Source organism: Rhodanobacter sp. Col0626 (assembly GCF_049994385.1).
Taxonomy (GTDB): Bacteria; Pseudomonadota; Gammaproteobacteria; order Xanthomonadales; family Rhodanobacteraceae; genus Rhodanobacter.
The window spans coordinates 2,909,438-2,928,120 of sequence record NZ_CP188260.1 but is presented as its reverse complement, the minus strand read 5'-3'; the positions used below and the strand labels follow the sequence as shown (position 1 = coordinate 2,928,120).

17 protein-coding genes and 1 tRNA gene are annotated in these 18,683 nt (G+C 64.5%); 13 read left to right on the top strand and 5 right to left on the bottom strand.

Annotated features, from left to right (window positions below; all coding sequences use genetic code 11):
* Nucleotides 1-19 precede the first annotated feature (19 nt).
* Nucleotides 20-1,168 carry a phosphotransferase enzyme family protein gene (locus tag ACPPVV_RS12690; protein WP_426700250.1) on the bottom strand — a complete coding sequence of 383 codons (1,149 nt, stop codon included), beginning with the start codon at nucleotides 1,166-1,168 and terminating at the stop codon, nucleotides 20-22.
* Between the two features lie 130 nt (nucleotides 1,169-1,298).
* Between ACPPVV_RS12690 and ACPPVV_RS12685 the strand changes: the two genes are divergently transcribed.
* The 4 genes from ACPPVV_RS12685 (at nucleotide 1,299) to ACPPVV_RS12670 (ending at nucleotide 4,059) form a co-directional block, all read left to right on the top strand.
* The gene (locus ACPPVV_RS12685; RefSeq protein WP_426703231.1) at nucleotides 1,299-2,192 is read left to right on the top strand and encodes an AEC family transporter; all 894 of its coding nucleotides are present in this window, start codon (nucleotides 1,299-1,301) and stop codon (nucleotides 2,190-2,192) included.
* A 72-nt stretch (nucleotides 2,193-2,264) separates the two neighbouring features.
* A complete protein-coding gene (locus tag ACPPVV_RS12680) occupies nucleotides 2,265-2,855 on the top strand; it encodes a response regulator (protein WP_426700249.1) in 591 nt (196 codons plus the stop codon).
* A gap of 57 nt (nucleotides 2,856-2,912) precedes the next feature.
* The gene (locus ACPPVV_RS12675; protein ID WP_426700248.1) at nucleotides 2,913-3,311 is read left to right on the top strand and encodes an RNA-binding S4 domain-containing protein; all 399 of its coding nucleotides are present in this window, start codon (nucleotides 2,913-2,915) and stop codon (nucleotides 3,309-3,311) included.
* Between the two features lie 97 nt (nucleotides 3,312-3,408).
* Entirely contained in the window at nucleotides 3,409-4,059 is a 651-nt protein-coding gene (locus ACPPVV_RS12670) for a response regulator (RefSeq protein WP_426700247.1), read from the top strand.
* A 48-nt stretch (nucleotides 4,060-4,107) separates the two neighbouring features.
* Here ACPPVV_RS12670 and mutS read toward each other — a convergent pair whose 3' ends face one another.
* Nucleotides 4,108-6,699, bottom strand: coding sequence for a DNA mismatch repair protein MutS (gene mutS / locus ACPPVV_RS12665; RefSeq protein WP_426700246.1), 2,592 nt, complete (start codon nucleotides 6,697-6,699; stop codon nucleotides 4,108-4,110).
* A gap of 216 nt (nucleotides 6,700-6,915) precedes the next feature.
* Here mutS and ACPPVV_RS12660 point away from each other — a divergent pair, with 216 nt between their 5' ends.
* The 9 genes from ACPPVV_RS12660 (at nucleotide 6,916) to ACPPVV_RS12620 (ending at nucleotide 15,045) form a co-directional block, all read left to right on the top strand.
* Nucleotides 6,916-8,631: a DUF6311 domain-containing protein gene (locus ACPPVV_RS12660; RefSeq protein ID WP_426700245.1), complete on the top strand. Its 1,716-nt coding sequence runs from the start codon at nucleotides 6,916-6,918 to the stop codon at nucleotides 8,629-8,631.
* Between the two features lie 118 nt (nucleotides 8,632-8,749).
* Nucleotides 8,750-9,259 carry a CinA family protein gene (locus tag ACPPVV_RS12655; protein ID WP_426700244.1) on the top strand — a complete coding sequence of 170 codons (510 nt, stop codon included), beginning with the start codon at nucleotides 8,750-8,752 and terminating at the stop codon, nucleotides 9,257-9,259.
* Between the two features lie 137 nt (nucleotides 9,260-9,396).
* A complete protein-coding gene (recA, locus tag ACPPVV_RS12650) occupies nucleotides 9,397-10,434 on the top strand; it encodes a recombinase RecA (protein ID WP_426700243.1) in 1,038 nt (345 codons plus the stop codon).
* Nucleotides 10,435-10,455: 21 nt separating this feature from the next.
* Entirely contained in the window at nucleotides 10,456-11,004 is a 549-nt protein-coding gene (locus tag ACPPVV_RS12645) for a beta-lactamase hydrolase domain-containing protein (protein WP_426700242.1), read from the top strand.
* Nucleotides 11,005-11,008: 4 nt separating this feature from the next.
* Entirely contained in the window at nucleotides 11,009-11,182 is a 174-nt protein-coding gene (locus tag ACPPVV_RS12640; protein ID WP_426700241.1) for a hypothetical protein, read from the top strand.
* A gap of 15 nt (nucleotides 11,183-11,197) precedes the next feature.
* Nucleotides 11,198-11,689: a regulatory protein RecX gene (locus tag ACPPVV_RS12635; protein WP_426700240.1), complete on the top strand. Its 492-nt coding sequence runs from the start codon at nucleotides 11,198-11,200 to the stop codon at nucleotides 11,687-11,689.
* Between the two features lie 82 nt (nucleotides 11,690-11,771).
* Nucleotides 11,772-14,399, top strand: coding sequence for an alanine--tRNA ligase (gene alaS / locus ACPPVV_RS12630; protein WP_426700239.1), 2,628 nt, complete (start codon nucleotides 11,772-11,774; stop codon nucleotides 14,397-14,399).
* Nucleotides 14,400-14,669: 270 nt separating this feature from the next.
* Nucleotides 14,670-14,873, top strand: a complete 204-nt coding sequence (gene csrA / locus ACPPVV_RS12625; RefSeq protein ID WP_426700238.1) for a carbon storage regulator CsrA — start codon at nucleotides 14,670-14,672, stop codon at nucleotides 14,871-14,873.
* A 79-nt stretch (nucleotides 14,874-14,952) separates the two neighbouring features.
* A tRNA-Ser gene (locus tag ACPPVV_RS12620) sits at nucleotides 14,953-15,045 on the top strand.
* Nucleotides 15,046-15,614: 569 nt separating this feature from the next.
* Here ACPPVV_RS12620 and ACPPVV_RS12615 read toward each other — a convergent pair.
* The 3 genes from ACPPVV_RS12615 to ACPPVV_RS12605 all read right to left on the bottom strand — a co-directional run bounded on the left by ACPPVV_RS12615 (nucleotide 15,615) and on the right by ACPPVV_RS12605 (nucleotide 18,667).
* The gene (locus ACPPVV_RS12615; RefSeq protein ID WP_426700237.1) at nucleotides 15,615-16,343 is read right to left on the bottom strand and encodes a UDP-2,3-diacylglucosamine diphosphatase; all 729 of its coding nucleotides are present in this window, start codon (nucleotides 16,341-16,343) and stop codon (nucleotides 15,615-15,617) included.
* Between the two features lie 7 nt (nucleotides 16,344-16,350).
* Nucleotides 16,351-17,073, bottom strand: a complete 723-nt coding sequence (locus ACPPVV_RS12610; RefSeq protein WP_426703230.1) for a peptidylprolyl isomerase — start codon at nucleotides 17,071-17,073, stop codon at nucleotides 16,351-16,353.
* Between the two features lie 76 nt (nucleotides 17,074-17,149).
* Nucleotides 17,150-18,667, bottom strand: a complete 1,518-nt coding sequence (locus tag ACPPVV_RS12605; RefSeq protein ID WP_426700236.1) for an exopolyphosphatase — start codon at nucleotides 18,665-18,667, stop codon at nucleotides 17,150-17,152.
* Nucleotides 18,668-18,683: the final 16 nt, after the last annotated feature.

Genomic DNA, 18,683 nt, shown 5'->3' with positions numbered 1-18,683 from the left:
ACGCCTGCCGGGATCGCCATTATGGCCGTGCCTCGGCGATAGCGTGAATGGCTTGCAGCAGAGCCCGCCCCGAAGGCGTGCGGAACCACGCCGCGTGGCCGCGAAGGAAGGTGTCGTAGGCGACGTCGGCGTTCGCGCGGGAGCGAGTGATGGCGTGGTAGTACTCGACTTCCGACAGGGCGAAGTCCACGTGCACCAGCGGAAGCAGGTCGGCCAGCAGGTGGATGTCGGCGGAACTCAAAGGTCGCTGCTGGCGATAGCCCTCGATCAGCGCGAGCGCGATGTCCGGGTGGCCCGCGTCGGCGTCGGTATCGAGCGCCAGCCAGGCGATCGCGTTGCGCTCGATGGCCGTGGCCAGGTCGAACAGCGCGAAGTTGATTGCGGCGAGGCCGACATCGAGCACGTCGGTGATTTGCGCGGCGGTGCCGTCGCCATTCCAGCACAGGTTGGAGACGTGCCAGTCACCATGCGTCCACAACGGCGGTTGCCGTGCCAGCCGGGGTTGCGCGGCGGCGTGCCAGGGAGCGAGCAGTTCGGCGAGATCGCGTTGCCAGTCGCGTCCGTCGAGGTAGTCGGCCAGACCTGCCCGCTGCGGCAGTTGCGCGTGCAGCGTGGCGATTGGATCCGCGGCACGGATCAATTCACTGCGTGCGACCAGGATATGGGTGCCGCGCTGGGGTGCCGCATGGCTCGCAGCGGCATCGTGGAGCACGGCCAGCATGCGGCCGGCGGTGAGCGCGTGCGCCAGGTTCGGCAGCGGTTGCCAGGAGATCGCCTCGCGATACAGGTCGACGCCGGTGGCGTGTTCATGCACTTCATAAACCCATTCACCGAGTGCCACGACCGTGTGTCCCTGCGCATCGGCCAGCACGGCAGGCATCGGCACGCCATGCGCTCGCAAATGGGCGATGAAGCGATGCTCTTCGCCAAGCGTGGCGACGGAGCGTACGTCGCGATGATGGCGTTTGACGAAGATCCTGACGCGATCCGTCTCGACCAGGCAGGCGGCCGACAGGGGACGCGGGCTGTGCCAGTCGATACGGCGTGGTGTGCCGAGGGTCGGATAGCCTCGCAGCAGCGTCTCGATCTCGCCCGCCGTCAGCGGGGGCCAGTCCGGCACCGTGCTGTCGCCGGCCAGTCCGTGCGCGAGATGGGTGGAGTCGTTCATGACGGCAATCGGTTTTCGCTGGCGGCAGGTCCGCGATTATCGCCGATAAGGTCGTCGCACCGGCTTTCGCACGGGAGCGGCATCGCGTTTAATGGACCGATCTCCCTGCGATACCCCGTCCATGAGCGCGATGTTGTTGCTGTTCGTCTGCCTGATCCTTGGCACCCTGGTGGCGCGCTTCGCGAAACCGCCGGCGGGGCTCGTGCAGGGGATCAACTGGTGGGTGCTGAATGTCGCGCTTTCGGCCCTGGTGCTGGAACTGATCCCGAAGGTGAAGTTCGATCCGCAACTGTGGTTTCCGGTGGCGGCCATGTGGCTCACCTTCGGCGGTGCATGGCTGTTGTTCGGGCTGCTCGGTCCTCGGCTGGGCTGGTCACGGCAGCGCACCGGCGCGTTGATCCTGGTTTGCGGGCTGGGCAACACGTCGTTCATGGGCTATCCGCTGATGCAGGCGCTGCACGGTGAGGAAGGCCTGGCGCTGGCTGTGGTCGCCGACCAGCTGGGCTGCTTTCCGGTGCTGGCCTCGGCCGGCATCGTAGTTGCCTCGATGTATTCCGGGCGCACGCCGCAACCAGGGTTGATTGCGCGGCGCATTGGCACGTTCCCGCCGTTCGTCGCGTTGCTGGTGGGCATCGTGGCGGGTTTGTGCGGCGGCTGGCCCACGTTGCTGGACGGCGTGTTTGCACCGATCGGCGCCACCTTGACGCCGCTGGCGCTGTTCTCGGTGGGGTTGCAGTTCAAGTTTCATCCGGGCCAGCGGCAACTCGGCGCCGCCACGCTCGGCCTGGGCTGGAAGCTGCTGCTGGCGCCGCTGTTGTGTTGGGCAATGGGCGCGACCACGGGCGTTGGCGGACTGGTGCTCACGGTGGGCGTCCTGCAGGCGGCGATGGCGCCGATGGTGTCGGCGGCGATCCTGGCTGACGAGTACGAACTGGAGCCGACCCTGGCCAATGCCGTGCTGGGCGCCGGCATCGTGCTGTCGCTGATCACTGTACCGCTGGGCAATCTGCTGCTGGGCGGCTGATCCGTCCGCTTGCGCAGTGCTCCGGCTGCGCCGAGACTAGCCGCTGGATTCTCGGGTGGGGGAGCTCGTGCCATGGCAGGTTTTGAACTGATCCGACGGTTCTTCGGCAATGCTCCGGGGGAGCGCCGCGCCGTTCCTCGCAGCGGCATACCCAGGGAAGCCTGGGTGTTGGTGGTGGATGATTCCGCCACGATCCGCGCGGTGCTGGGCAAGATGCTGGCCCAGAACGGCCACGTGGTATTGAAGGCCGCCGATGGCGAGAGCGCGCTGGAGATTGCGCGTCGCGATGGCCCGGACCTGATCTTCCTCGATATCGTCATGCCCGGCATGAGCGGCTTCGCCGTATTGCGCGCGTTGCGCCACGACCCCCAGACGCGGGACATCCCGATCGTGATGATCAGTGGCAACGTGCAGGCGACCGAGCAATTCTATGTGCAGCGTTTCGGCGCCGACGATTTCATGAAAAAGCCGTTCGGCCGCGGCGAAGTCTTCGCGCGCATCGAGCACCTCACGACCAGCGGCCGGTTGGTCGTGCGCGAGCGGGAAGCACAAGCGGTGCTGATAGCGGAATCGGCGCAGAGCGATGCCGAGCACGCCGCGATTCCGGATATCGCCATGCCCGATCCGCATGACCTGGCCGAGCCACCAATCGGGCAGCACTGATCCCGACGACGGACCACGCGCCATGCAGCACGCATGGCATGGCGCGATAATCCTGTCATGGTCAAACCACAAACCTCCACCGAAGCCGGCACGCGTGTCGACGTATGGCTCTGGGCTGCGCGCTTCTTCAAGACGCGTAGCCTGGCCAAGCAGGCGATCGACGGCGGCCGTGTCGACGTCAACGACCTCGGCTGCAAAGCCGCGAAGACCTTGCGCGTGGGCGACATGCTCAAGATCAGCCGCGGCGAAGAGCGGCTGGAAGTCGAAGTGCTGGCGTTGTCCGACAAGCGTGGTCCGGCCAGCGCGGCGATGGAGCTGTATGGCGAGACTGAAACCAGCCGCCTTGCGCGTGAAGCTGCTCGCGAACAACATCGGCTGATTGGTGCCAGCGGCCCGCTGAAGCGGCCGGACAAGCACGCGCGGCGTGAATTGCAGCGCTTCAAGAGTACGCGCTGAGCAGTGCATCGCAGATTGCCACCCGGATCTGCGGGAGTATCCATGCAAATCCATGGGAACGGCGCCGGTATGCCGCTTCCCCAAGACGGGAACTTGCATGGACGGACACGCATTGATGAATGGCATCGATTTCTTCAAACGCCTGCTTGGCGGCGCAAGCGCGGGCGAACATCGCGCGGACCAGCGCCTGCAGGCCGGACTGGGTGCAAGCATGCTGGTGGTCGACGATTCGCCCACGATCTGCGCGGTGCTCGGCAAGATGCTGCGGCAGGACGGTTACAGCGTGCTCAAGGCTACCGATGGCGCTGACGCGATCGAGCAGGCGCGCAACGAGCAGCCGACGCTGATCTTCCTCGACATCGTGATGCCGGGAATGAACGGCTTCGCCGTGCTCCGCGCACTGCGGCATGACCCGCGGACCCGGCACATTCCGATCGTGATGATCAGCGGCAATCCGCAGGCCACCGAACAATTCTACGTGCAGCGTTTCGGCGCCGACGATTTCATGCAGAAACCGTTCGATCGCGACGAGGTGTACCTGCGGATCGGCCAGCTGGTGAAGTCGGGACGGCTGGCCGCCCGGCTACCGTCGATACCCGACGGCGAACCCCAGCCAGCGTTGCCATCGGCGGAACTGTCGGCCGAGGATTTGATCGGCATCCCCGATATCGCGATGCCCGACGCAGAGGTTCTGCCGCATCGAGCCGTGTCGACGGTAACCTCGCAGGCACTTCATAGCCTCGTCTGACCGATGGCCTCCCGATCGTGGGGATCGGGATTCTGCGACATCGCGAACTCAGTCCAGCGACTTCAGCCGGTACAACGCCTCCAGCGCTTCGCGCGGGGTCAGTGCGTCCGGATCGATGTCTTCCAGCGCACGCGCGACGGCCGAGGGTTGCGCCGGTGCGAACAGGCCCAGCTGCGGCGAGGATTCGGTAGCAGATGCCGACGCGCTGGCGTGCTGGTGCATGCCGCGTTCGAGTTCGGCGAGGGTGCGCTTCGCATCGGCGATCACCGATTTCGGTAGGCCGGCCAATGCGGCCACCTGCAGGCCGAAGCTGCGATTGGCGGGACCTTCCTTCACCGCGTGCATGAATACCAATTGCTCTCCGCGCTTTTGGTCGTGGAGTTCCACCGCGTCCAGGTGCACGTTGGCGATCGCGGAAAACTCATTGGCGAGCTCGGTGAGCTCGAAGTAGTGGGTGGCGAACAAGGTGTAGGCGCGGCTGTTGCGCGCCAGGTGCACGGCGGCGGCGCGCGCCAGCGAGAGACCGTCGTAGGTGCTGGTGCCGCGGCCGACCTCGTCCATCAGTACCAGGCTGTCGGCAGTCGCGTTGTGCAGGATATTGGCCGTCTCGCTCATCTCCACCATGAAGGTGGACTGGCCGCGCGAAAGGTCGTCGCCCGCGCCGATGCGGGTGAAGATGCGGTCGATCGGACCGATCACCGCGCGGCTGGCCGGCACGTAGCTGCCGATGTGGGCGAGCAGCACGATCAGCGCGTTCTGGCGCATGTAGGTGGATTTGCCGCCCATGTTCGGGCCGGTGATCACCAGCATGCGGCGGGCGTCGCCGAGGTTCAGGTCGTTCGGCTCGAACGGCTCGTCGCGGACTTTCTCGACCACCGGGTGGCGGCCACGTTCGATCGCGATACCGGGTTCGTCGGTGAGCTGCGGCGCACTCCAGTCCAGTGCCTCGGCACGCTCGGCCAGCGTGGCCAGCACGTCAAGTTCAGCCATCGCGCTGGCGGCAGCCTTGAGTGGTTCGAGTTTTTCAGTGAGCGTGTCGAGCAGTGCCTCGTACAGCGCCCGCTCGCGCATCAGTGAGCGTTCCTTCGCCGACAGCACCTTGTCCTCGAACGTTTTCAGTTCTTCGGTGATGTAACGCTCGGCGTTCTTGGTCGTCTGGCGGCGCGTGTAGTGCGTGGGTGCCTTGTCCGATTGTCCCCGGCTGATTTCGATGTAGTAGCCGTGCACGCGGTTGTAGCCGACCTTGAGCGTGCTGATGCCGCTGGCAGCCTTTTCGCGTTCCTCCAGCTCGACCAGGTACTGGTCGGCATGGGTGGACAGGCGGCGCAGTTCGTCCAGCTCGGGATCGTAGCCGTCCGCGATCACGCCGCCGTCGCGCTGCAGCACGGGCGGCTGTTCGACCACGGCGCGGGCGAGCAGGGCGGCGCTGTCGGCGTGGTCGCCGATGCGCTCGATCAGGGTATGTAGCAGCGGGCTGTCCAGCGAGGCGATCTGTTCGCGCAGCATGGGCGCCGCAGCAAGGCCATCGCGCAGTGTGGACAGATCGCGCGGTCGGGCCGAGCGCAGGGCGACGCGAGCCAGGATGCGTTCGAGGTCGCCGATGCCGCGCAACTGCTCGCGCAGCGGTTCGTGGCGCCGGCTGTCGATCAGCGTGCCGATCGCCTGGTGGCGCAGGCGCAGCAGCTCGCGCGAACGCAGTGGACGGGTCAGCCAGCGGCGCAGCAACCGTGCGCCCATTGGCGTCACCGTCTCGTCGAGCACGCCGAGCAAGGTGTATTCAGTGCGGCCGCTGGGATGGGTATCCAGCTCCAGATTGCGCCGGGTGGCGGCGTCCAGCGCGATCGTCTCGCTGGCGCTCTCCACCGCCATGCCGGTGAGATGCGGCAACGCGCTTTTCTGGGTTTCCTCGACATAGCCAAGCAGGCAGCCGGCGGCCGCGATCGCCAGCGACAGCTTGTCCACGCCAAAACCGCCGAGGTCGCGGGTGCCGAAGAAGCGGTTCAATTCGCGCTTCGCCGCATCGACATCGAAATGCCACGGTGGACGCTTGCGCAGGCCGGGCAGTGCGCTGACCAACTTCGGCCAGGCGATGTCTTCGCCGACCAGGGTTTCGGCCGGTTGCAGCCGCGCCAGCTCGGCGGCCAGCGTTTCGGCGCTGGGCACTTCGCTGAGCAGAAAGCGACCGCTGCTGAGATCGACCCAGGCCAGTCCGTAGGCGCCGTTTGCGCCGGCGGCGATCGCCAGCAGCAGGTTGTCGCGACGCTCTTCCAGCAGCGCCGCGTCGGTCACTGTGCCAGGGGTGACGATGCGCACCACCTTGCGTTCGACGATGCCCTTGGCCAGCGCCGGATCACCCATCTGCTCGCAGATCGCCACCGATTCGCCCAGCCGCACCAGCCGCGCCAGGTAGTTCTCCGCCGCGTGGTACGGCACGCCGGCCATCGGGATCGGCGCGCCGGCCGACTGCCCGCGTTGGGTCAGGGTGATGTCGAGCAGCCGCGCCGCCTTGCGTGCGTCGTCGTAGAACAACTCGTAAAAATCGCCCATGCGGAAGAACAGCAACACCTCCGGATGCTCGGCCTTGGCCGAAAGGTACTGGCGCATGAACGGGGTATGTTTGGTGAGGTCGTCTTGGGTCATGCGATCGAATTTGGAGTAAACAACGCAACTGGCCGGCGAAACCCCGGGAAGAAGTTGTTGAAGGAGGGGGAGTCTGGCACGGACTAGTTATCCATGTTAACGCGGCGCTGGGACATGCAGGCATTCGTGCTTGAATTCCTGGCTATGAGCCGACTGGACAGCGAGCGTGCCGTAGTATCGTGAGTTTCGCGTCAGCACGTTCAGCCGGGATCGCACTTGAACCACCACCGTGAGTCGTTGCGCAACAACGCCCCCGCCATCGGTGCGTTGCTGCTGGGGTTATTGGCATTCGTCGCCTGGGATGGTGGTCACGTACTGTCGCCCGTGCATGTCGGCTGGGTCATGTCGGGATGGGATACGCCAACGCACTATCTGGGATGGGAGTACTTTCGCCACGCGCCGTGGTGGCAATGGCCAGTTGGCGCCAATCCCTCGTACGGGAGCGATGCACCCGGCACGATCGTGCTGGCCGATGTGGTGCCGTTGCTGGCGTTTGCGCTCAAGCCCTTCAGCGCGTGGTTGCCAGCGGATTTTCAGTACCTCGGCTTCTGGATTTTCTGTTGCTTCATGCTGCAGGCCTGGTTCGGTTACCGGTTGTCGGGGCGGCTGACATTCGATCCCTGGATACGCTTGCTCGGTTGCGGGTTCTTTCTTGCCTCGTCGATCTTCCTGATGCGGGTGTATCTGCATCCAGCTCTTGCAGGTCAATGGATCGTGCTGGCGGCGTTGTACCTGTCGCTTGATCAACGTTGGCGTCCGTGGTCATGGGGCGTGCTGCTGGTGGCGGCTTCGCTGGTGCATGCATATCTGCTGGTGATGGCCGGTGCGATCTGGTCGGTGGCTATCGCCGGACGAGCTCTCCGGCGTACGGAGCGCCTGCCACGGCTCGCGTGCTCTATGGTGCTGACGCTGGTGGCGGTGGTACTTGTGATGTGGGCCGCCGGCTATTTCGTGCCGTCGTCGATCGAGTCTGCACCCAACGTCGGTCATGCGAATTTGTTGACGCCGGTCTGGACCGGCAGCTGCGGGTCGGAGCAATGGTCGTCGATGCTGCCGTGTCTACCGCTCACGTCAGAGGTCGCGCTCAAATCCGGCGAGGGTTTCGGCTATTTTGGTCTGGGGTATCTGCTGTTGGTGTTGCTGGCGTTGATCTTGCTGGCACAACGCCGACGGGCCGAGCCGGTGTTCACGGCGAACTGGCTGTGGAAGCCGCCTCTCCTGGCCAGCCTAGCGTTGCTCGCTTTTGCTTTTGGCAACGAGATTCGTGCGGGCAATCATCTGCTGCTGTCATTTCGCTTGCCTGGGCCCATCGAGCGACTGTGGGAGATGTTTCGGGCCGCGCCGCGGATGGAATGGCCGATGTGGTACCTGCTGCTGTTGCTTAGTCTCGGCGTGGTGGTCTCCCGGCTGGGTGTGCGCTGCTCGCGTGCCGCGCTCACTTTTGCGCTGATCGTACAATGCGTGGATCTGTCGGGCATGGCAAACCATGTGCACCGCGATATTGCCGAACGATCACACTATCGCTCGGTACTCAAGGCGCCGGCATGGAAAAGTATGGCCGGTAATTACAAACACGTGGTTTACCTGTCGACCGCTGGCTTCTCACCGTACCTCGTGGGCTGGATTCCCCATTACAAGAACCTTGCTCATTACGCCGTGCTCCACGGGATGAGCATCAATACGGCTTATCTGGCGAGACTGAATTTGTCCCGGCTGGCGGCCGCGCGAACGCGTCGTGAGGCATTGCTGGCTGAGGGCAAGTCCGAGGCCGATACATTTTATGTGGTGGAAGATGCAGCGCTGTGGTCGAAGGTTCTGTGTGCTCACGACTATGGGCAATGGCACGGGAACATCGACGGTCTGTCGGTACTATTGCCCGAGTCGAGCGGGATTGTGGACTTGCCGCGGCCTGAATCCTGTCAGGCGGATTGAACGACCGGACCGATTTCTCCGTTCAGGCATGTGTGGCGTTGCGGGCGCGTTGCATGCAACATGCGCTCGAATTGTTGCGGCGAACCTGATTCGCGACAACATCCATCAGGAGCCATTCATGCAGCCATCCGCGTTTCCTACCGATGCCGAGTTGCTGGGGCTCGCCCACGAGGTGGCCGACACAGTGCAGCGCTGCCGGCTGATGCTGGTGACGGCCGAATCGTGCAGTGGCGGCTGGATCGCCAAGACGCTGACCGACTTGCCGGGCAGTTCGGCCTGGTTCGATGCCGGCGTGGTGACCTACAGCTACGAGGCGAAAGAGGCCCTGCTCGGGGTCAATCCACGCACGCTGGAACACGCTGGTGCGGTCAGCGAGGAAACCGTGCTTGAGATGGTTTCCGGCGCGCTGGCGCGTTTCGGGGCGGGCGTGGCGGTGGCGGTGACCGGAATCGCCGGGCCATCGGGTGGCACGCCGGACAAACCCGTCGGCACGGTCTGGATCGGCTGGAAACGTCGCGGTGGTTATGCCCACGCCCGCCTGTTCCATTTTCCGGGCGATCGTGAGGCAGTACGGCGGCAAACCGTGGCCGCGGCGCTCATCGGTGTGCGGAAAACGCTGACCGAATGAAGCGCCGCCTGCCTTCAGACAGGCTTGACCAGTGTGGGATACTTGATGTGTTGCAGCGGTCGCGTGTTGATCGCAGCCCGTGAGACGCGATCCGGGCATGATGCATCCCAACCACAGCCCAACCGGAATACAAGACGATGGATGACAACAAGCGCAAGGCGCTCACCTCCGCCCTCGGCCAGATCGAAAAGCAGTTCGGCAAGGGCGCGATCATGCGCATGGGCGACCGTGTCAACGAAGCCATCGAGACGGTTTCCACCGGTTCGCTCGGCCTCGATATCGCGCTTGGCGTCGGCGGTCTGCCGCGCGGCCGCGTGGTCGAGATCTACGGCCCGGAGTCCTCCGGCAAGACCACCATGACCTTGCAGGCCATCGCCAGTTGTCAGCGTGCCGGCGGCACTGCCGCCTTCATCGACGCCGAGCACGCCCTCGACCCCACCTATGCGGAAAAGCTGGGCGTCAAGGTCGACGACCTGCTGGTATCGCAGCCGGATACCGGCGAGCAGGCGCTGGAAATCGCCGACATGCTGGTGCGCTCGGGTGCGGTTGACATGGTCGTCGTCGATTCGGTCGCCGCGTTGACACCGAAGGCGGAAATCGAGGGCGAGATGGGCGATTCCCACGTCGGCCTGCATGCCCGTCTGATGAGCCAGGCACTGCGCAAGCTCACCGCCAACATCAAGAAGTCCGGCACCCTGGTGATCTTCATCAACCAGATCCGCATGAAGATCGGTGTGATGTTCGGCAGCCCGGAGACCACCACCGGCGGCAACGCGCTGAAGTTCTACGCCTCGGTGCGCCTCGACATCCGCCGCATCGGCGCGGTAAAGAAGGGCGACGAGATCATCGGTTCGGAAACCCGCGTCAAGGTGGTCAAGAACAAGGTGGCGCCGCCATTCCGCCAGACCGAATTCGAAATCCTGTACGGCGAGGGTACGTCGCGCGAAGGCGAGATCATCGAGCTGGGCGTGCGCGAAAACCTGATCGACAAGTCCGGCGCCTGGTACAGCTACAAGGGCGACCGCATCGGGCAGGGCAAGGAAAACGTACGCCAGTTCCTGCGCGACAATCCAGCCATTGCCAACGAGGTGGATGCCGAACTGCGCGCCCGTCTGCTGGTTCCGGTCGGCAAGCCTGCAGCAGCTGCCGCCGAAGAGGCGCTCGAGGAAGCGTGAGTCACGGCCGGGGAAATCTGAATGCCGAACCTGAAATGGACTTTTTTGCTGGCGCTGCTGCTCGGATTCTCGGGGGTGTTGTTCATCGCGTGGCGATCACCGACGGGTGCCGCATCGCAGGCCGGCATTGTGAAACTTTCCGGCGACGTTTGGGTTGCCGCGCAGATGACGCCCGTGCAGCTCGCCGCATTGCCTCGCAACGGAATTCGCGCGGTGATCGATTTGCGGCCCGATGGCGAGGTTTCTGGCCAGCCATCTTCGTCGGTGATGGCGAAAGCAGCACAGGCCAATGGCCTCGGCTTCGGCTACGTACCGGTGCCTCACGGAGATATTCCGCAAGCATCGGTTGAGCAACTCGGTCACTTGTTGACCGAATCCGCTCGACCGATTCTGCTTTATTGCCATAGCGGTCGGCGCGCTGCCCGTACATGGGCGTTGGCCGAGGCCTCGCGCCAGGGCGGGCTCGAACCGGCCGCTATCCTGGCTGCCGTGCGTTCCTCTGGTCAGTCTGCTGACGATCTGGCGACGGAAATCACGGCACGGGTCAGCGCACGGCCTGTCAGGTCGTAACACCATGAAGCTATTGGGGTCCTCAGCCAACGAGACGACGCATGATGTCCATCCGCGGAAATTTTCGTCGGGGTGTGTATTCACCTATGTGCTGGTGATCGGTGTTGGTTTGATTTGCGGCATCGTGCTTGCTGTGATCACCGGGTTTGCCATGGGCTGGATCAACATCCAGTGCTGAGGGTAGGGTAAGCCAGTGTCACGCAACGACTCTGACAAGCAAAAGAAACGCTCCGCCTACGACAAGGCGCTGGGCTTGCTCGCCCGGCGCGAACACTCGCGCAAGGAATTGAAAACCAAGCTGCGCCAAGGCGGCTATGAGGGCGAGGAAACCAGCGCCGCGATCGACCGTCTCGGTGAACAGCATTATCAGGACGACGACCGTTTCGCCGAGGTGTTGTTGCGTAGCCGGATTGCCCAGGGTTACGGCCCGATGCGCCTGCGCGTGGAGCTGAAAAGCCATGGCCTGTCAGACGCCCGCGTGCGCGAACTGCTGGATGAGGCGGAGGTGGACTGGAACGCTTCGGCCGCCGCCCAACTGCGCCGGCGCTATGGCGGGGCTGGCACCGCGGACCTCGCCGAACGCAGCCGTCGGGCGCAATTCCTCTTGCGCCGCGGCTTTGCCGCCGCCACAGTACGGAGTGTTACCCACGCCGATGTGGACGAAGCTGCCGACGATATGTCCTGAAATCCCGCATCCGGGATGACGATGGAACCGATCGGGCGGCATGGCCGCGGTGTGGCCTCTTTCGCCTGCCATCACGATCCGCATGAAAACCTCCGAAATCCGCTCCGCCTTCCTCGATTATTTTCGCTCCAAGGACCACACCATCGTGCCGTCCAGCTCGCTGGTGCCGGCCAGCGACCCGACCCTGCTGTTTACCAACTCGGGCATGGTGCAGTTCAAGAACGTGTTCCTGGGCAGCGAAAAGCCCGGTTACGTGCGCGCGGCCGACGTGCAGCGCTGCCTGCGTGCCGGCGGCAAGCACAACGACCTGGATGCCGTGGGCTATACCGCGCGCCATCACACCTTCTTCGAAATGCTGGGCAACTGGTCGTTCGGCGACTACTTCAAGCGTGACGCGATCGCCTACGCGTGGGAGCTGCTCACTGGCGTGTTCAAACTGCCGGCCGACAAGCTGTGGGTCACCGTCTATCACACCGACGACGAAGCGTTCGACATCTGGAACAAGCAGGTCGGCGTGCCAGCCGAACGCATCGTGCGCATCGGCGACAACAAGGGCGCGCCCTACGCCTCGGACAATTTCTGGCAGATGGCCGACACCGGTCCCTGCGGTCCGTGCACCGAGATCTTCTTCGACCACGGTGCGGATATCGCCGGCGGCCCGCCCGGTTCGCCGGACGAAGATGGCGATCGCTACATCGAGATCTGGAACCTGGTGTTCATGCAGTTCGACCGTGCACCCGATGGCACTCTGAGCCCGCTGCCGGCGCCTTGCGTGGATACCGGCATGGGCCTGGAGCGTCTTGCCGCAGTGTTGCAGCACGTACATTCCAACTACGAGATCGACCTGTTCGCGCACCTGATCCGCGTGGCGGGTGAACTCACCGGTACCCGGGACCTCGGCAACAAGTCGCTGCGTGTGATCGCCGACCACATCCGCGCCTGCTCGTTCCTGATCGTCGACGGCGTGCTGCCGTCCAACGAGGGCCGCGGCTACGTGCTGCGCCGGATCATCCGTCGCGCCTTGCGGCATGGCTGGATGCTCGGCGTGCGCGGCGATTTCTTCTGGAAGATGGTGCAGCCGCTGGTCGAGGAAATGGGCCAGGCCTATCCCGAACTGTCGGCGAAGCAGGCCTTCGTCGAGGATGCGCTGCGCACCGAGGAACAACGCTTCGGCGAGACGCTGGAACACGGCATGCGCCTGTTCGACGAGGTCGCGGCGAAGTCGGGGAAAACCATTCCCGGCGTCGACGCGTTCCGCCTGTACGACACCTACGGTTTCCCGGTCGACCTCACCGCCGACATCGCGCGCGAGCGCGGCATGGAAGTGGACATGGCCGGCTTCGAGCAGGCCATGAACGAACAGCGCGAGCGCGCCCGCGCCGCCGGCCGCTTCGAGGCCAAGGGCCAGATGCCGGCCGAGCTGGCCAGCCAGCTCGCGCCGACCGCGTTTCTCGGCTACGAGGCGCAGCACAATGCCGGCAGCAAGGTGCTCGGCATCGTGCGTGGCGGCAAGCAGGTCGACCAACTGGGCGAGGGCGAGGAAGGTTTCGTGATCCTCGATCGCACGCCGTTCTACGCCGAGTCGGGTGGTCAGGTCGGTGACACCGGCACGCTGTCCAGTCCGACCGGGCGGTTCGAGGTCGGCGATACGCTGAAGATGGGCGGGGTGTTCTTCGGCCACGCCGGTCGCTGGCACGGTACGCAGTCGTTGCGCACCGGCGACGTGGTCGAGGCCCAGGTGGACGCATCGCGACGCCAGGCGATCGTGCTGAACCATTCGGCCACCCATCTGCTGCACGCCGCGTTGCGCCAGGTGCTTGGCACCCACGTCACCCAGAAGGGTTCGCTGGTAGCGCCGGAACGGTTGCGTTTCGATTTCTCGCAGCACAAGCCGATGAGCCACGATGAGCTGGCCCGGGTCGAGGCCTTGGTGAACGCCGAGGTACGTCGCAACGCAGCGGCTGAAGTGCACAACATGGGCTACGACCAGGCGATCGAATTCGGTGCGATGGCGCTGTTCGGCGAGAAATACGGCGATGAAGTGCGCGTGCTGAAGATGGGTGATTTCTCCACCGAGCTGTGCGGTGGCACCCATGTCGGCCGCACTGGCGACATCGGCCTGTTCAAGATCGTCAGCGAAGCCGGCGTGGCTTCCGGGGTGCGCCGCATCGAGGCTGTTACCGGCGCCGGCGCACTGGCCTACGTGGCCGACGAGGAGCGCCGACTGGCCGAGTTCTCACAGTTGCTTTCCAGCAGTGGTGACGACGCGGTGGAAAAACTGCGCCAGCTGTTCGACCGCCAGAAAAAACTCGAGCGCGAACTGGAATCGTTGCGCAGCAAGGCGGCGGGTTCCGCTACCGCCGACCTGGCCGATTCCGCGAAGGATATCGGCGGCATCAAGGTCGTCGCCGCGCGACTGGAAGGACTCGATGCGAAGTCGCTGCGCGACAGCGTGGACCAGCTCAAGCAGCAGCTTGGCGACTGCGTGGTGTTGCTGGCCGGCGCAGCCGACGGTCGCGTTTCACTGATCGCCGGAGTGCACGGCAAGGCACTGGATCGGATCAAGGCAGGCAGCGTGGTAGCGCACGTCGCCGCGCAGATCGACGGCAAGGGCGGCGGCCGGGCGGATATGGCTCAGGGTGGCGGCACGGATGCGCCCAACCTGTCAGCCCTTCTTGCCTCATTGCCGGATTGGGTTGCGGCGCAGTAACCAACAATGATGCAACCTGAATGTGCCATTTGTCACGATCCAGGCTCATTGCACAGGTGAATGACGCTCAGTTACTATCGACAGAGTGTCGGCGCCATCGGTAACGATGGCGTCGCCAGTCAGGACGCTCAGGAGTGTTTTGGCTGTGAGCCGGGAAGGCGGTAGGGCCTTCGACGGATCAATCGTCGAACTGTGGATGGATGGGCGCTCAGGGGTGAGGCACCGTCAATCCGCAGGCCTGTGACCAACAGCATTTATGGAGTAGTAATCATGTTGATTCTGACCCGCAGGGTCGGTGAGACCCTGATGATCGGCGACGAGGTGACCGTTACCGTTCTTGGCGTGAAAGGCAATCAAGTGCGTATCGGTATCAATGCGCCCAAGACAGTGGCTGTTCACCGCGAAGAAATCTATCAGCGGATCAAGGGCGAGCACGAAGCCGGCCATGTGCCTGATGAGTCCGCCGAACACTGATCGTGTGAATTAAGACTTTACCTCGACCGCGCCGGTCAGTATCCTTGCCGGCTCCGCAGCAATGCGGAACAAAAACCCCGGAGAGATGCCCGAGCGGCCGAAGGGGCTCCCCTGCTAAGGGAGTATAGGGTCAAAAGCCTTATCGAGGGTTCGAATCCCTCTCTCTCCGCCAGATACGCAAGACGCCCCGAAAGGGGCGTTTTGCGTATCTGGCGGAGAGAGGTGGTGGAGGAGCTCACGGTTCGACAAAATTGTCTGGAACAATTTTGGACAGCCGCAGGCTGGCCCTGGAGCGCGCAGCGCGGAAGGGTGAGGCCCATGGATGGGCCGAACAATCCCTCGGAACTTCATGCCATCGCGCGTCCCCCGAAAAGGGCGTTTTGCGTATCTGGCGGAGAGAGGTGGTGGACGAGCTCACGGTTCGACAAAATGGTCTGGAACAATTTTGGACAGCCGCAGGCTGGCCCTGGAGCGCGCAGCGCGGAAGGGTGAGGCCCATGGATGGGCCGAACAATCCCTCGCGGACTCCGCGCCACCGTATCGGCCACCGTATCGGCCATCGAAGCGAGCGTTTTGCGTTTCCGTTGGTAGAGAGGTGGAAACGAATCCTCTACTGACACAAGATCAACGGCGACCCCACCCCACCCCCCCTGCGCGCAGGGGAGGAGCAAGGTCAGGGTATTTCCCTGCAAGCGGGAGCGGCAAGAAACGTTTGGAAATAGCTCCGGTGCCGGCGACGACTCAGCCGATCGCCAGTCCGCGAAGCTCGACCTCGTCGCGATCCACCCGCAACACCGATCCGTGTTCATACCAGTCACCCAGCACGATGCGTGCGGCGTCTTTTCCATCCAGTTGCAATGAATGCACTGCCGGTCGATGCGTGTGCCCGTGGATCAGTCGCGTCACTCCGGCCTTGCGCATGGCATCGGCCACGGCGTCGCCGTTCACGTCCATGATGCTTTCCATGGTGCTGCCGGTGTGCGCCTTGCTGTCCTCGCGTGCCTTGGCGGCGAACGCGCGACGTGCCTGCAGCGGCATCGCCAGGATCTGCGCCTGCCATTCGGGATTGCGTACCTGCTGCCGCACGGCCTGATAGGCGACGTCGTCGGTGCACAGCACGTCGCCGTGCATCAGCAGGGTGGGCTGGCCGTGAATGTCGTGCACCGTGCCGTCGTCGAGCAGGGTCATGCCTGCGCGTCCGGCAAAGGCTTCGCCCAGCAGGAAGTCGCGGTTGCCGACCATGAAGTAAACCGGTACGCCGGCATCGCGGACACTGCGGGTGGCGTTGGCGATGCGCTGCGGCAGTTCGGCGTCGTCATCGTCGCCGATCCAGGCTTCGACCAGGTCGCCGAGGATGTACAATGCATCGGCGTGCCGGACTTCATCACTGGCGAGATAGGTCTCGAACAGTTCGGTGATCCGCGGCCGGCTCGGGTCGAGGTGCAGGTCGGCGATAAACAGCGTGGCCATCGTCCGGTCAGCCCTTGGTGGCGCGTTTGGTGGCTTTCTTGCGTGGTGTCGTGACGGCGGGTTTGGTCAACGTCGAGGTGGCCTTCGCCGGCGCTGCGCTGCTGGCACCGGACGTGGGACTTTCCTCGCCGACCACGGTGGCGCTTTCGATCAACACCAGCGGGTTGGGCACGTCGCCGGCAAACGGACCGAGCGCGCGGGTGGGCAGCGCGGCAATCTTGTCGACCACGTCCATGCCCTTGATCACCTTGCCGAACACGGTGTAACCCCAGGTCAGTCCACTCTGGTTGCCTGCGAAATCGAGCCGGCGGTTGTCGACCAGGTTGAAGAAGAACTGGGCGGTGCCCGAATCGGGATCGGCGCCGCGCGCAACGGCGATCGTGCCACGCAGGTTCGACAGTCCGTTGTCTGCTTCGCTGGGTACGGCCGAACGTGTGCGCTTGGGCTGCAGGTCCCGCGTGTACAGGCCGCCCTGCACCAGATAACCGGGGATGGCCCGATGCAGCAAGGTGCCGGCGTAGAAGCCGTCGCGCACGTATTGCAGGAAATTGGCGACGCTTTTCGGCGCCTTGTCCGGATAAAGCTCCAGCGTGATGTCACCCTGCGACGTATGCAGCAGCACCTGCGCTGGTGGTGCGGTGGCGGCGGCGGGCGTTGCCGGCTTGGCGGTTTGCGCCGTCAGCGTCAACGGCAGGACAAGGAGCAGGGTGGCAAGCAGGGATTTCAACATGGGCATCAAACTGTCGGGACGGACGTGCGGACATGATACGCGGCCATGGCGGAGCTTGGCTTGCCGCAGCGCATACTCAATGGCTGATGATGTCCAGCTTCACGCCGAGCTCGGCCATCGGGGCTTGCTCCTGCTGGAGATCGGCTTCGGTCAGCGGATGTTGCTCGAACCAGGCCGCCGGCAAGGTCAGGCGCAGGGATTTGCTGCTGGCGGCGAGTCGCATTTGCGGCAGCGATTCGGCCCGGCGGGCACGGCGGAACAGGACGGCCAGGCGCAGCAACGAGGTGATCTGCCGCGCCAGCTGGCGATAGCGCTGGGGCAGGGCCGTCAGCATGGATTTGTCCGGCTTGCGCCGGTGCATTTCGACGACGGCGGCGAGCAGTTGCTGTTCCTGTCGCGAAAAGCCGGCCAGATCGGCGTGGCGCAGGATGTAAGCGCCGTGATGGTGATGTTGGCTGTGCGCGATGGCAAGGCCGATTTCGTGCACGCGCGAGGCCCATGACAGCCATTCGCGCGCATCGGCATCCAGCTTCCATGTGCGCGCGACCTGATCGAACAGCATCAGCGCGGTTGATTCCACGCGGCGCGCCTGGGCGCGATCCACGCCATAGCGTGCGGCCAGCGCATCGATGCTGGCTGTCCGTGGATCACTGCCGCCGGCACGGCCAAGCAGATCCCACAGCAGGCCTTCGCGCATCGAGCTTTCGCACACCCGCATCCGCTCGATGCCGAGTGCAGCGAATGCCGCCTCGAAGATCACCACGCCGCCGGCGATCACCGGCGCGCGATCCTCGATCAGGCCGGGCAGCTTGAGTGTGCCGATCTGTCCGTGTTCGATCAGTACATCGCGCAGCGAGGCAATCGATGCCGGGGTGATGCCGTCGTCGGAGAACTTCAATGCCTGTACCACGGCGCCAATCGACTTGGCGGTGCCGGACGAGCCATAGGCGTCCTGCCAGCCGGATTCACGGTAGTCCTCGGCAAACTGTTGCAACAACACGCCGATCTCGCTGCGCGCGCTTTGCCAGCGCTTGCGGGTGAGCTTGCCGCCCGGAAAGAAACGCAGGGTCGAGGCGATGCAACCGGCCTGGACGCTTTCGGTGTGCAGCGGGGCCAATCCACGGCCGATGATGAATTCAGTGCTGCCGCCGCCGACATCGATCACCAGACGCGGTTCGCGCGACGCGGGTAGATCGTGTGCGGCGCCGAGAAAGATCAGGCGACCTTCTTCCCGTCCGGAAACGACTTCGATCGGATGTCCGAGTGCGGCCTCGGCGGCGGTCAGGAATGCCTGCGGCGAGGCCAGCCGACGCACGGTGTTGGTGGCCACCGCGCGCACCCTGATCGAGGGAAGGCCGGCAATGCGCTGGCCGAACCGCGCCAGGCAGTTCATCGCGCGGGCACGCCGCTCGGCATCCAGGGTGCCGTCGGCGCGCAGGCCGGCTGCCATCCGCACGGTGTCGCGCAGACGGTCGATCACCCGCGGTTCGCCGTGCTCCATGCGTGCCACCACCATGTGGAAGCTGTTCGAGCCCATGTCCACGGCGGCAATCAGTTCGCCATCGCGGATCGGTGTCTGTTCGGCTGGACTCACGCCTGGGCTCCCGCGA